This is a genomic window from Microbispora sp. H11081, from assembly GCF_012999535.1.
In the GTDB taxonomy this organism is placed as follows: Bacteria; Actinomycetota; Actinomycetes; order Streptosporangiales; family Streptosporangiaceae; genus Microbispora.
The window spans coordinates 115,948-129,222 of sequence record NZ_JABBWV010000014.1 but is presented as its reverse complement, the minus strand read 5'-3'; the positions used below and the strand labels follow the sequence as shown (position 1 = coordinate 129,222).

At 70.6% G+C, this 13,275-nt stretch carries 13 protein-coding genes; 8 read left to right on the top strand and 5 right to left on the bottom strand.

Annotated elements, in window-relative coordinates; all coding sequences use genetic code 11:
* Positions 1-12: 12 nt before the first annotated feature.
* Complete coding sequence (locus tag HHX31_RS27640) at positions 13-417, top strand: hypothetical protein (RefSeq protein ID WP_169951653.1); 405 nt, start codon at positions 13-15, stop codon at positions 415-417.
* 69 nt (positions 418-486) lie between these two features.
* On the opposite strand, the gene HHX31_RS27635 is transcribed toward HHX31_RS27640, so the two are convergent.
* Together HHX31_RS27635 and HHX31_RS27630 are read right to left on the bottom strand one after the other, a co-directional pair.
* Positions 487-840, bottom strand: a complete 354-nt coding sequence (locus HHX31_RS27635) for a DUF742 domain-containing protein (RefSeq protein ID WP_169951652.1) — start codon at positions 838-840, stop codon at positions 487-489.
* Entirely contained in the window at positions 837-2,876 is a 2,040-nt protein-coding gene (locus HHX31_RS27630) for a nitrate- and nitrite sensing domain-containing protein (protein WP_211590406.1), read from the bottom strand. The genes HHX31_RS27635 and HHX31_RS27630 overlap by 4 nt, the downstream gene beginning before the upstream one ends.
* Before the next feature lie 232 nt (positions 2,877-3,108).
* Between HHX31_RS27630 and HHX31_RS27625 the strand changes: the two genes are divergently transcribed.
* The 3 genes from HHX31_RS27625 (at position 3,109) to HHX31_RS27615 (ending at position 5,188) form a co-directional block, all read left to right on the top strand.
* Positions 3,109-4,056 (top strand): EamA family transporter, encoded by a 948-nt coding sequence (locus HHX31_RS27625; RefSeq protein WP_169951649.1) that lies wholly within the window; start codon positions 3,109-3,111, stop codon positions 4,054-4,056.
* 12 nt (positions 4,057-4,068) lie between these two features.
* Positions 4,069-4,683: a GntR family transcriptional regulator gene (locus HHX31_RS27620; RefSeq protein WP_169951647.1), complete on the top strand. Its 615-nt coding sequence runs from the start codon at positions 4,069-4,071 to the stop codon at positions 4,681-4,683.
* Between the two features lie 133 nt (positions 4,684-4,816).
* Complete coding sequence (locus HHX31_RS27615; protein WP_169951646.1) at positions 4,817-5,188, top strand: hypothetical protein; 372 nt, start codon at positions 4,817-4,819, stop codon at positions 5,186-5,188.
* 7 nt (positions 5,189-5,195) lie between these two features.
* On the opposite strand, the gene HHX31_RS27610 is transcribed toward HHX31_RS27615, so the two are convergent.
* Complete coding sequence (locus HHX31_RS27610) at positions 5,196-6,152, bottom strand: LCP family protein (RefSeq protein ID WP_211590405.1); 957 nt, start codon at positions 6,150-6,152, stop codon at positions 5,196-5,198.
* Between the two features lie 434 nt (positions 6,153-6,586).
* Here HHX31_RS27610 and HHX31_RS27605 point away from each other — a divergent pair, with 434 nt between their 5' ends.
* The 4 genes from HHX31_RS27605 to rfbD are packed head-to-tail and all read left to right on the top strand — an operon-like array spanning position 6,587 to position 10,878.
* The gene (locus HHX31_RS27605; protein WP_311932273.1) at positions 6,587-7,957 is read left to right on the top strand and encodes a sugar transferase; all 1,371 of its coding nucleotides are present in this window, start codon (positions 6,587-6,589) and stop codon (positions 7,955-7,957) included.
* Between the two features lie 52 nt (positions 7,958-8,009).
* Positions 8,010-9,077 (top strand): glucose-1-phosphate thymidylyltransferase, encoded by a 1,068-nt coding sequence (locus tag HHX31_RS27600; RefSeq protein WP_169951641.1) that lies wholly within the window; start codon positions 8,010-8,012, stop codon positions 9,075-9,077.
* On the top strand, positions 9,074-10,042 hold the full coding sequence (rfbB, locus tag HHX31_RS27595; RefSeq protein ID WP_169951640.1) for a dTDP-glucose 4,6-dehydratase: 969 nt from the start codon (positions 9,074-9,076) through the stop codon (positions 10,040-10,042). Before HHX31_RS27600 ends, rfbB begins: the two co-directional genes overlap by 4 nt.
* Complete coding sequence (rfbD, locus tag HHX31_RS27590; RefSeq protein ID WP_169951638.1) at positions 10,042-10,878, top strand: dTDP-4-dehydrorhamnose reductase; 837 nt, start codon at positions 10,042-10,044, stop codon at positions 10,876-10,878. The genes rfbB and rfbD overlap by 1 nt, the downstream gene beginning before the upstream one ends.
* 15 nt (positions 10,879-10,893) lie before the next feature.
* Here rfbD and HHX31_RS27585 read toward each other — a convergent pair whose 3' ends face one another.
* Both HHX31_RS27585 and HHX31_RS27580 read right to left on the bottom strand, forming a co-directional pair.
* The gene (locus HHX31_RS27585) at positions 10,894-12,069 is read right to left on the bottom strand and encodes a hypothetical protein (RefSeq protein WP_169951637.1); all 1,176 of its coding nucleotides are present in this window, start codon (positions 12,067-12,069) and stop codon (positions 10,894-10,896) included.
* 39 nt (positions 12,070-12,108) lie between these two features.
* On the bottom strand, positions 12,109-13,164 hold the full coding sequence (locus tag HHX31_RS27580; protein WP_169951635.1) for a glycosyltransferase family 4 protein: 1,056 nt from the start codon (positions 13,162-13,164) through the stop codon (positions 12,109-12,111).
* Positions 13,165-13,275: the final 111 nt, after the last annotated feature.

The window sequence follows — 13,275 nt, the reverse complement described above, 5'->3', positions numbered from 1 at the left end:
TACCCTGCGGGGGTGGACGCCAACAGTCAGGGTGCCGCCGAACTCCTGAGAGCGCTGATGCGCACGGCGGCGCGATTCAGCGAGATGGGGCGCTCGGTCTCCCGCGACTTCTTCCCCCACGTCCGCGCCGAGCCCGTCTCCGATCTGGGCGGGCCCGCCGTACGGCTGGGCGCCGCGCTGGCGCTGCCCGCGCACGACCTCGTGTTCGAGACCGTCGTCGCGGTCGGCGAGGGCACGTTCAGCGTGCGGGGCGAGCTCGTGCTCGACGGCGAGGAGGTGATCCTGGCCCTGCCTTCCGCCGAGGCCGCCGATCCGGTGGCGTGCGCGGACCTGCTCGACCGGTACACCGACGAGTTGCTGACCCCCGCCCGCTGGCAGGTGCAGCGGATCCTGGAGTCCTGCGAAGCGGACTCCTGAGGGAACGCGTCCTGCGAAGCGGACTCCTGAAGGAAACGCGTCCTGCCCGGAGCGGGCTCCAGCGGCCGATCAGAGCGCCTGGAGTCCCTGGATCACCTCGCGGAGTAGGCGCTCCTCGGGCAGCTGGGCGACGGTGGCCGGTGGCCGCGCCGTGATCAGCCCCTGGTCGCGCAGGTCGCTGAGCAGGATGCGGACGACGTTGAGCGACAGGCCGAGCTCCGAGGCCAGATCGGCCACGGAGGAGGGCGCCCGGCACAGCTGCAGGATCCGCCAGTGCTCGGGAGCCAGGCCGGTGACCCCGCTGTACGCCGAGGGAGCCGTCCTGATGATGGTCATCAGGTCGAAGTCCGGCCCGGTCGGGCGGGTACGGCCACGGGTGATCGTGTAGGGGCGCAGCAGCGGCCCGTCCTCGCGCTCGATCACGAGTCCTCCTGACCGCGTTGCCAGCCTGCCTGGAAGGAGGAGAACACGTCGTTCCGCTCCTCTCTGAGCTGCGGCGCGATGTTGGCCTGCCGCACCCGGCGCGGCAGGGAGCCCTCGGCGTCGCCGAGCGGCGGGGTTAGGGCGAGGGCCGGGGGCGGTGTCTCCGGCTGCGCGAGGCGTTCCACCACCGGTTCCCTGGTCGCGTTCTCCACGACGATCTCCTGCGGGAGCAGGAGCACGGCGCTCGTCCCGCCGTACGGCGAGGTGCGCAGGGAGACGCGGATGTTGTGCCGCCTGGCCAGCAGCCCGACCACGAACAGCCCGAGGCGGTCGCTGTCCGCCAGGTCGAACTCCGGCGGGTCGGCGAGCCGGGTGTTGAGGTACGCCAGTTCGTCCGGCGGGATGCCGAGCCCGCGATCCTCGACCTCGATGGCGAAGCCGCGGGCGACGAGCTCCCCTCTCACCTGCACGCGGGTGTGCGGCGGGGAGAAGACGGTGGCGTTCTCGATCAGTTCGGCGAGCAGGTGGACGACGTCGGTGACGCCGGCGCCCACGAGGGAGAACCCGTGCGGCACGCTCACGTCCACCCGCAGGTAGTCCTCCACCTCCTCGGTGGCGGCGCGGGCGACGTCGTAGAGCGGCACCGGGTCGCGCCGGCCGCGGCCGGGCGCGGCGCCGGACAGGATGATCAGACCCTCCGCGTGGCGGCGCATGCGGGTGGTGAGGTGGTCCACGCCGAAGAGCCGTTCGCGCAGGTCGGGGTCGCTGATCTCCTTCTCCAGGCCGTCCAGCATGCCGAGCTGGCGTTGCAGCAGCGACTGGCTGCGCCTGGCGAGGTTCAGGAAGACCTTGCTGACGCCCTTGCGCAGCTCGGCCTGGCCGACGGCGGCCTCGATCGCGGTGTGCTGCACCGAGGTGAACGCGCGTCCGAGGTTCTCGATCTCGGCGGTGCCGCTGGACTGGGCCATCGGCGGGGTCTCGGCCGCCACGTCGACGTCCTCGCCGCGCCGCAGCCGTTGGACGAGGCCGGGCAGCCGCCGGCCCGCGAGGTCGGCCGCGGCGTTGTGCAGGGTGGTCAGCTCGCCGGTCACCGTACGGGCGAACCGGAAGGAGATGAACGCGGTCGCGAGGACGGCCGCGAGGCCGAGGCCGCCGACGATGCCGATGTTCCACAGCACGCCGTGGGCCAGCGGGATGGCGCCGGCGGCGGTGACGTCGCTGGCCGTGTTGGTCGTATCGGTGAGCTGGCGGGTCAGGGCCTGGGCCGTCGTGGGCCAGGCGAGCGCCTCCGGCGGGAGGGGCTGGCCGGGCCGTACCCTGGCGATCACGTCGTTCTCGAGGGAGATGAACGCGGTGTAGACGGCGGTGGCGTTCAGCGCGCCGTACTGCTTGATCAGTTCGGCGTCGAGCTGGCTCGTGCCGAGCTCGTAGAGCAGCCGGCGCTTGCCGACCATTCCGGAGAAGGCGTCCCGCTCGTCCTGCGTCATCTTCCCGGTCGCCTGCGCGCCCAGCACGAGCGCGGACTGCTGGCTCACCACCTCGCGGCTGCGTGTGATGAGGATGAGCGCCTTGGTCTGCTCGATGAGGTCGACGTCCGGGGAGAACATCAGCCGGTCGTAGACCTGGTGGGCGGTCTCGACGACCCCGCTGTACTCCTCGATCACGTTGAGGCGGCTGACCCGCTGGTCGTCGATCTGGCCGCGCAGGGCGTCGAGCTGGTCCATCTGCTTGAGCAGGTCCTGGACCCGGCCGAACAGCCCGGGAGGCGCCTCGTCCCTGGCCTGCGCAGACAGGCTCGCCAGCCGGGCCGCGCTGGCGTCCGTCTTGCGGCGTTGCGCCTGCATGTCGGTGCGCAGCGGCGCGGCGCGCCTCGCGAGGTAGCTCACCGACACGAAGCGTTCGCTCTGCAACTGGTCGATGGCGTCGTCCACGGGATGGACGATGTTCTCGTAGACCTTCTGGATGCGCAGGAGCTGCTGCCCCTGCTCGATGGTCAGCTTGGCGGCGAACCCCCAGATCACCACCAGAGCGGTCACGGGCACCAGCAGGATCGCGAAAATCTTGAAGCGGATGGATCGTTTCCGACCAGCCATCGGACCTGCCCGTCGGTTACACACGTGTTAATAGTGGCGAAACCATAGCAATCAGTGAGCTGCGCTACCAGGGGATCGTTCCTAACGACTTGGATCACGCGTCATATCGGGACAGTCTCGACGTTGCGGATGAAAGCGCTTGCCGAGGTGTGTCTAGTTGTCAGACAATCGAGCCATGGAATCCAGATCTGGCCCGCTCGCGGTGGTCGCGGCGGCCGTCCTGTGGGGCACCGCGGGCACCGCGGGCGCCCTCGCAACCGCCGGCTCCGTCTCGCTGGCGGCGGCCCGTCTCGTGCTCGGCGGGGCCATGCTGGGCGCGTTGGCGCTGGTCACCGCCCACCGCGCCCGGCGGCGCGCGGGGCGGGGGAACGTTCCAGACGCCGCGACGCGCTGGACACTGTTCCTGGGGGCCGCCGCGGTCGCGGCCTACCAGTTGTGCTTCTTCGCGGCGGTCGCCAGGACAGGTGTGGCGATCGGCACGGTGGTGGCCATCGGCAGCGGCCCGGTCTTCACCGGGCTCATCTCCTGGATCGCCGGGCAGGGACGGCCGAGCGGGCGCTGGGCGCTCGCCACGGCCGCCGCCGTCGCCGGATGCGCGGTCCTGGTCACCGGCGGAGGCGGAGGGGCAGGCGGAGCGGACGCCGCGGGCATCGCGCTCGCCCTGCTCGGCGGGCTCCTGTACGCCTTCTACGCGGTCGTCGCGGCCCGGGCCATCGGCAGGGGCATGGAGTCGGGGGTCGTGATGGGCGTCCTGTTCGGCGGCGCGGCCGTGCTCATGCTGCCGGTCCTCGTGCTGACGGGACCTGCCTGGCTGGCGCGGCCGTCCGGCCTGCTGACCGCGCTCTACCTGGGCTGCGCCACCACGGGGCTGGCCTATCTCCTGTACGGCAGGGGCCTGCGCACCACGCCCGTCGCCACGGCGGCCACGCTCGCGCTGGCAGAGCCGGCCGTCGCGGCCCTGCTGGGCGTCGTGGCGCTGCGCGAGCACCTGTCCCCCGTCTCGTGGGGCGGCCTGGTGCTGCTCGCCCTGGGACTGGTCGTGGTGGCGCTGCCCGCCCGTACGGCGGCGGCGTCGCACGCGCCCGCGACGGAAACGGCGAGGGCGGCGGCGGGGACCGGTTAGTAGGCTCGGCCCGTGACCACCCTGAGACCCGTCTCCACGGTCGAGGCGCTCGCCGGCGCGCTGCGCGAGCGGGTGCTGTCCGGGGACATCGAGCCGGGGGCCGCGCTGCCCGAGCAGGAACTGTCCGCACGCTACGGCGTGGCCCGCCCCACCGTGCGGGAGGCGCTGGCGCTGCTCGTCCACGAAGGGCTGCTGCGGCGCGAGCGCAACCGGAGCGCGTACGTCCCCGTCATCACCTCAGCCGACCTGGACGACCTGATGTACGTGCGCAGGCCGCTGGAGGAGCTGATGGCGCGGGCCGTCGCGGGACGCCGGGTGGCGGCGGCGGAGGAGGCGCTGGGCCGCCTGCAGGGGCTGCCGGGGGGCGCGCCCTGGGCGGCCGTCGTGGCCGAGCACATGGCCCTGCACGAGGCCCTCGTCGCCGCCGCGGGCAGCCCGCGCCTTGAGCGGTTGTACGCCACGCTCGCCGCCGAGACGCGGCTCGGGCTGGTCCGGCTCAGGCACGCGTACGAGGACCCCAGGGAGCTCGCGGCCGAGCACGCCGGGTTGCTGCGCGCCGTCGCGGAGGGACCCGAGGACGCGGCGGTCCGCGCGGTACGCGAGCATCTGCGGTGGCGGCACGGCTGAGGCCGCCACCTGCCGCCGGCCTGCCACCACCCTGCCGGCGCCGTGTCCGGGGTCCCCGGAATCTCCCGCGAGGGACCGTCTTCGACGCCGATTCCCTTGCAGGGGGCGGCTTCAAGTCGTCACAATCGCGCCCATGCACGGCAACCCTGTGCCGGACACCTATGTGTACGTCACCGAAGAAGGCGTGACGCGTCACTACGCCGACGGCAGCGTCGAGGCCCTCGCCTGGGAGGACGTGGTCGAGGTCCGGGTCGGCGGGCACGAGCGCCGGGACCCGTCCGGCCAGTTGGACGACGTCTTCATCGTCCTGCTGGACCGCGACGGAGAGGGCTGCGTGGTCCCGCACTCGGCGACCGACGCGAACTTCCTCGCCCGGCTGCGGTATCTGCCGGACTTCGACCTCGACCGGCTGAGCACGGCGGTGGCCGGCGCGCGCGCCGACTACGTCGTCGTGTGGCGCAGCCCGGAGCCGCCGTCGCCCCTGCCCGACCTCGAATACGACTAGGGGAGCGTCACCTGACGAAGGTGGACTCGTTCAGCCCGCCGTTGTCGGCGAAGTAGCGCTCCAGCGTGTCGGTCCGCAGGGCCTCGGTGAGCTTGGCGCCCGCCTTCGCGTCCAGGCGGACGATGCTCGCCCCCTTGACCGTGTCCGTGCCCGCGACGGGGTAGGTGGTCGACCGCAGGTCGTCGCCGCGTACGTCGCGGAGTTCGAGCGCCAGGCCCCTGAGGGTCTTCATGTCGACCCCCGAGTCGACCGCCAGGGAACGCGTCAATGCCTGGAGGAACTTGTCCAGTGCCAGTGGATTGGTCAGAATCCCCTTGCTGACCACCTTTTGGGCCATCGCCCTTAAGAACGCTTGCTGCCGTTTAATGCGGTCGAAATCCCCGCCGGGGAGACCGTAACGCTGGCGTACGAATAGCAAAGCGCGTTCGCCCTCGAGATGGACGTTTCCCTGCGGCCAGGTGATTTTGTTGGCGGGGTCGTAAACCTGACGGGCCACATAGACGTCCACACCGCCCAGCGCCTTGCTCATGTCGATGAAGCCATCGAAATCCAGTGCGGCGAAGTGGTCGATCCGGACCTTGGCCAGTCGCTCCACCGTCTGGATGAGAAGGCGGGGGCCGCCGTACGCGTAGGCGGCGTTGATCTTGTCGCGTCCGTGACCCGGGATGGACACATAAGAGTCACGAGGTATGCCGATCAGGAAGATTCGCTTCCGGTCGGCGGGGATGTGAGCGATCATGAGGCTGTCCGACCGCTGGAAGCCGCTCTCCCCCGGCCGCTTGTCCGCGCCGACGACGAGCCAGTTCTGGGCGGCCCCGACGACTTTGGCCGGTCGGTCCCACTCCTCCGGGAACACCTGCTGCACCCGCTGGAGGTTGGTGTCGTACACGTGCTGACGCTGCATCAGCACCGCGAAGAGGGCGGCCGGTGGGAGGAGGAGCGCGAGGGTCACGACGATCAGCACCTTGCGCCGGCGTGACACCCGCGGCGGCGGGGTCGCGGTGAGAGGTAACTGCCCGGATGTCGTCACGAGGCGTCCAATGCTCGGTTCCTTGTCCTGCGCGGATGTATCCCTAAGCAGACATCTACCGCAATGCCCCATACCCGGCACACAGGGCGGATCAATACGTAGTGAAATCGGAACCATCTGTCGGGCATCTTGTCCACCACGGGACTATGGCCGCATGCGGACGTATCGTTAAACTTCCCTGTAACTTCTGTCATACCCTAGGATCGTTCCAATCATGACCTCCCTGACGCAGTCTGAACCGGGGCGGGCTTTCCTCCAGAAGTGAGGGTGGGCAGAGGCGAGGGCGTATGGACATTGCCATTGACGACGCGTTATACGGCGCGAGGCAATCGACGGACCGGGCCGGCTGGCCCCGCCGGCACATCCGCGTGACGCTGGTTGGCGACGTGGTCTGCTGTGCGGCGTCCGTCCTCGGAGTCCTCGGGGTCAGAACCCTGATCGGCGAGGCCGGGACGTGGGAGAGCGCGCTCGCGGCGGCGCTGATCGTCGCCTGGCCGTTGTGCATCGCCCTGATCGGCGGATACGACACCCGTCATCTCGGGGACGGCGCGGAGGAGTACCGGAAGGTCCTCCACGCGACGGCCGCCATCGCCTCGATCGTCGCGATCTCCGCGTATCTCACCCAGACCCTCCTCGCCCGCAGCTACGTGATGGCCGCCATCCCGCTCGCGGGCCTGTCCTGTCTTCTCCTGCGGTACGGGCTGCGCAAGCGGCTGCACCGGCGGCGCAGCGACGGCGAGTGCCTGCGGCGGGTCGTCGTGGTCGGCCACTGGGCCTCGGTGCTGGAACTGCACGCGCAGCTGAGCCGGCAGCGCCACCACGGCATGCGCATCGTCGCGGCGTGCGTCCCCCCGGAGCAGCACATGGACCTGCCGGTCCAGTTCGACGGCTTCCCTGTCCTGGGCGACTTCTCCGACGTCGCCGATGTGGTCGAGCGGGCCGGCGCCGACACGGTCGCCGTGCTGTCCTGCCCTGAACTGGACGGATCGATGCTGCGCCGCCTGACCTGGCAGCTGGAGGAGACGGGCACCGAGCTCTACGTCGCCTCCGCGCTGATGGAGGTGGCGGGGCCGAGGATCAGCATCCGCCCGGTCGCCGGGCTGCCGCTGCTCCACGTCGCCCACCCCGATCTGAGGGGCGCCAAGCAGGTCGTCAAGAGCGTCTTCGACCGGGTGGTCGCGGCGCTGATGCTGATCGTGATCCTGCCGGCCCTGCTGGCGATCGCCCTGGCGATCAGGGTGACCAGCGGCGGGCCCGTCCTGTTCCGGCAGTCCCGCGTCGGCAAGGACGGCAGGCTGTTCGTGCTGTACAAGTTCCGGACGATGGTGCGGAACGCCGAGGACGTCAAGCACGAGCTCACGCAGCGCGACGCCGGGAACGGCGTGCTGTTCAAGATGCGGAAGGACCCGCGGGTCACCCCGATCGGAGGGGTGCTGCGCCGCTACTCCCTCGACGAGCTCACCCAGCTCTTCAACGTGCTGCGCGGCGAGATGTCCCTCGTGGGTCCCCGCCCGCCGCTGCCTGAGGAGGTGGCGCAGTACGGCGACGACGTGCGGCGGCGCCTGCTGGTCAAGCCCGGCATGACGGGCCTGTGGCAGGTGAGCGGCAGGTCGGAGCTGTCCTGGGAGGAATCGGTGCGGCTCGACCTGCGGTACGTCGAGAACTGGTCGCTCATCATGGACCTGCAGATCCTGTGGAAGACATGGTCGGCGGTCGTCGGCGGGGAAGGGGCCTACTAGTGCCGCTAGTGCCACGAGGCGACGAGGCGAAGGCCGGCGGAAGGAGCCCCGGGTGAAGGCGCTCGTGCTGGCGGGCGGATCGGGCACGCGGCTGCGGCCCATCACGAACACCTCGGCGAAGCAGCTCGTGCCGGTCGCCAACAAGCCGGTGCTCTTCTACGGCCTGGAGGCGATCGCCGCGGCCGGCATCCGGGAGGTCGGCATCGTCGTGGGCGCCACCCACGCCGAGATCGAGGCCGCCGTCGGAGACGGCAGCAGGCTCGGGCTCGAGGTGACCTACCTGCGGCAGGAGGCCCCGCTCGGGCTCGCCCACGCCGTGCTCATCGCCGCCGACTACCTGGGCGACGACGACTTCGTCATGTATCTCGGGGACAACTTCATCGTCGGGGGGATCACCGAGATCGTCCACCGCTTCGCCGCCGACCGGCCCGCGGCCCAGATCATGCTGACCCGCGTGCCCGACCCCCGGCAGTTCGGGGTCGCGGAGATCGGCCCCGGCGGGCGCGTGGTCGGCCTGGAGGAGAAACCTGAGGCGCCGAAGAGCGACCTCGCCCTGGTCGGCGTCTACCTGTTCACCCCGGCGGTGCACCGGGCCGTGGCCGAGCTCAAGCCGTCCCGGCGCGGCGAGCTGGAGATCACCGACGCCATCCAGTGGCTGATCGACGAGGGACACCGGGTGGAGTCGACGGTGATCTCCGGCTACTGGAAGGACACCGGCAACGTGTCCGACATGCTGGAGGTCAACAGGCTCGTCCTGGAGAGCCTCGAACCGGCCGTCCGCGGCCGGGCCGACGAGTCCAGCGAGCTGATCGGCCGCGTAGTGATCGAGGACGGCGCGCTGGTGACCGGGTCGCGCATCGTCGGTCCCGTCGTCATCGGCGCGGGCGCCCGGGTCACGGACTCCTACGTGGGCCCGTTCACCTCCATCGGCGCCGACTGCGTCGTCGTGAACAGCGAGATAGAGTACTCGATCGTGCTGTCCCGGTCCTCGATCACCGGCGTACGCCGGGTTGAGGCCTCTCTGATAGGCCACGACGTCGAGGTCACCCCGGCCCCCAACACGCCCCGGGCACATCGGCTCGTGCTCGGCGACCACAGTAAGGTGCAGATCTCATCGTGAGGGTCCTCGTCACGGGCGGGGCCGGCTTCATCGGCTCGCACTACGTCCGCACCCTTGTCTCCGGCGGCTTCCCGTCCTTCGCCGGAGCCCGTGTCACCGTTCTCGACAAGCTCACGTACGCCGGCAACCCCGCCAACCTGGAGCCGGTCTCCGGGGGGTTCGACTTCGTGCGCGGGGACGTCTGCGACGCCGCGCTGCTCGCGGAGGTCGTTCCCGGGCACGACGTCGTCGTGCACTTCGCGGCGGAGTCGCACGTCGACCGCTCCATCGACAGCGCCGCCGAGTTCGTGCGGACCAACGTGCTCGGCACGCAGGTGCTCATGCAGGCGTGCCTGGACGCCGGGGTGTCCAGAGTCGTGCACGTGTCCACCGACGAGGTCTACGGCACGATTGACACCGGCTCCTGGGACGAGGAGGCCCCCCTGCGTCCCCGCTCGCCGTACTCGGCTTCCAAGGCGGGCGGCGACCACATCGCCCGCGCGTACGGAGTCACCCACGGCCTGCCGGTGATGATCACGCGCTGCGGGAACAACTACGGTCCCTACCAGTACCCGGAGAAGCTCGTGCCGTTCTTCGTCACGCGGCTGCTCAGGGGCGAGAGGGTCCCGTTGTACGGCGACGGCGGCAACGTCAGGGACTGGGTCCATGTCGAGGACCACTGCCGGGGCATCCAGCTCGTGGCCGAGCGCGGCGCGGCGGGCGAGATCTACCACATCGGCGGGACGGCGGAACTGGCCAACAAGGAGCTGACCGCCCGCCTGCTGGAGGCGTTCGGGTACGGCTGGGACATGGTCGAGCACGTGCCCGACAGGAAGGGCCACGACTGGCGTTACTCGCTCAGCGACGCCAAGCTCCGGGCGCTCGGCTACCGCCCGTCCGTCGGCTTCGACGACGGGCTCAGGGACACCATCGCCTGGTACGCCGGCAATCCCGACTGGTGGAAGCCCCTGCTCGGGAGCGCCTGATGCGCTGGCTTGTCACGGGTGGCGGCGGCATGCTCGCCACCGATCTGGCGCGGCGGGCGGACGGCGAGGTCGTCGCGCCGAAACGGGCGGATCTCGACATCCGCGATCCCGCGGCGGTGCGCGAGTGGGTGCTGGGCCACCGCCCGGACGTCGTGGTGAACTGCGCGGCCTGGACGGGCGTGGACGACGCGGAGCGCCACGAGGACGAGGCGCTGGCGGTGAACGGCCACGCCGTCCGCGAGCTCGCCGCCCGCTCAGCCGAGGCCGGCGCCCGCTTCATCCAGATTTCCACCGACTACGTGTTCCCGGGGGACGCCCGCGAGCCCGTTCCCGAGAACGCCGCGACCGCCCCGCTCAACGCGTACGGGCGGACCAAGCTGGCGGGGGAGCGCGCGGCGCTTGAGCACGGCGGCCACGTCGTGCGCACGGCGTGGCTGTACGGCGCGGCCGGGCCGAACTTCGTCCGCACGATGATCAGACTGGCCGGGGAGAGGGACACGGTCGACGTGGTGGACGACCAGCACGGCCAGCCCACCTGGACCGCCGACCTCGCCGACCAGGTGATCCGGCTGGTCAGGGGGTCCGCCCCGCCGGGGATCTATCACGGCACCAACGCCGGCCGCACGACCTGGTGCGGCCTGGCACGCGAGGTCTTCACGCTGCTCGGCGCCGACCCGGGCAGGGTGCGCCCGGTCTCCAGCGCCGCCTTCCCCAGGCCCGCGCGCCGTCCGGCGTTCAGCGTGCTGTCCCACGAGAGGTGGGCCGAGGCGGGGCTGCCCGCCATGCGGGACTGGCGGGAGGCGCTGCACGCCGCCTGGCCCGCCCTGCGGCCGTGACCGTGGTCGGCGCGCCTAGTTGCGCCTGTCCTTGCTGACGTCGATGATCCGCAGTTCGTCGTCGTCCACGTTGTAGGAGAGCAGCGCGTTGCGGTCGTAGACCGCGGTGCTGTCGTCCTCGTCCTCGTCGTACAGGCTGTTCGTCCCGTTCACTCCCTTTGTCCCGTTGGCTCCGTTCACCCTGCTCGTCCCTGAGCCGTTGTACGACGGACGGGACGGACCCGGGCCGGCTCCGGAAGACGGGGGAGAGGACGTGCCGGACGAGGACGTGGCGGAGGACGACGTGCCGGAGGACGCGGGCGCGGCGGTCAGCGCCTTGGCGGTCAGCCGCGTCGGCTGGGCCTTGGCGAGCAGGATGCGCCGCGGGCGCTTGCGCCGCCCCGTGCCCATGGTGGCCCGGGCGACGCGGCTGATGGGGTTGGTCGCGCGCAGGAAGGCGATCACGACGGCGATGATGACGCCCAGGGCGAGCCCGATCGCGGAGTTCCTCGGCAGCTTGCTCGGTGAGATCCGCAGCGGGTTCGCCTGGTCGACGAACCGGACACCGTCGGCGTACGTCGCCAGGTCGATCTGGGCGTCGCTCTCCTTGAGCTGGAGCTGCACGAGCGCCTCGGTGAGCGAGGCCGCGAGGCCGCTCCCGGAAGCGGCCTTCTTCAGGTTGTTGCGGATCTGGAGCTCGGTGGACCTGATGCTCTTGAGCAGCTTGGCCTGGTCGGCCTTGGCGGTCTCCGCGGTCAGGCTCTGGTAGGCCTCGACCACGGTGTTGGCGATGTTCGCGGCGATCCTGTCGGTCTTCGCCGAGGCCTGCACCTCGATGATGCCGCCGCTCGATCCCGGGCTCGCCTGGACGCTCTCGCGCAGGGTCTCCAGGTCGATCCGGTACGAATACCGGGTCTCCAGGAGCGTCTTGGCGCGTCCCAGGACCCTCGCCGACTGCGCGTACGCCGCCCGCTGGGCGGTGTAGGCGATGAAGCTGCTGTCGGAGGAGACGCCCTGCCGGAGGAACGACGTGCTGCGCGGGTCGGTCACGGCGAACCGCGCGGTCGCCGAGACGCCGTTGAGGAGCACCAGCGTGGCGCCGGCCGCGGCCAGCCCGGACAGAATGATGATCAGAAGCGACGACCAGCGATAACGCCAGACCGCCTCCAGGAGTCCGACTTCGGGTAGGACCTCCGCGGACTCCTCGCTCACCACTTCCCCGTTACCTCCCACGCGTTCCCCTTTCGAAGTCTAGGCAGAGGTATGCGGCGCGGAAAGGACACGAGCCGTTTCCTTGTGGTAACGCGTCAGCGCAAAGCGGTCACCCGCGTCCTTCATTCCCGCCCGTGCCATCGTCAGGGCGCGCGGCCAGTCGCCCAGCAGGTCGTCGATCGCGTCCGCCAGCGCGGCGGGATCGCCCGGGGGCACGAGCAGCCCCGTCTCGCCCGGCCTGACGATCTCGGCGAGTCCCTGGACCTCGCTCGCCACCACCGGCCGGCAGGCGAGCATGCCCTCCACCGCGACGTTGCCGAACGGCTCCTCGCGTGAGGGCACCAGCACGATGTCGGCGTCGGCCAGGAAGGGCGCGACCATGTCGTGGAACCCGGCGAACTCGACCTCCTCGCCGGCGATCGACCTGAGCTCCTCCTCGAACCACTCGTAGCCGGGGAAGACCGCGCCGACGAGCGTGAGCCGTACGTCCCTGCCGCGTTCGCGCAGCAGCGCGGCGGCGCGCACGGCCACGTCGCTGCCCTTGCGGGGGGAGAGCCTGCCCACGAGCACGAGCCTGCCCACGGGCGTCTCCCGCGGCGGTGTCGAGTCACCGCGGTCGGGCACCCCGTTGTAGATCACCCGCACCCGGTCCGGGCGCACCCCGGCCGTGGTCAGGGTGCGCAGGCACGCCTCGCTGTTGGCCACGACCAGGTGCGCGAGCCGCACCGGGGCGGTGAGCAGGCGCCGTACCAGCGGGGAGAGGTTCTGCTCGGCCTCGTGGGCGTGACAGATCACCCGGACTCCTGCCAGGCGGCCGGCCACGATCCACAGCGGGATCGTGATCGTGCTCACGTACAGCACCGAAGGACGCGTCCGCCGGAGCAGCCCGATCATGCGTGGCAGGACGGTGAGCGTACGCCAGGCGAGCGACAGCAGGCCCCGGGGAGACAGCAGGGACTTGCGCAGCACGGGGACGGGCAGGAAGGCGATCTCGGCGCCCGCCGCCCGCAGGCGTTCGGTAAGCGGCCCGTCACCCGGTAGGACAAAAAGGACATGATGCGTATTTATGACCGAATTTACCGATTCGAGCACCATGCGGTCAGAGCCATATAAATCTGGTGACGGATGTGCGATTACCACTCGATCCTTATCCAAGTAATCCCCATCCCGATGTATGGTTCTCACGATTTTTGCACACACTTGATG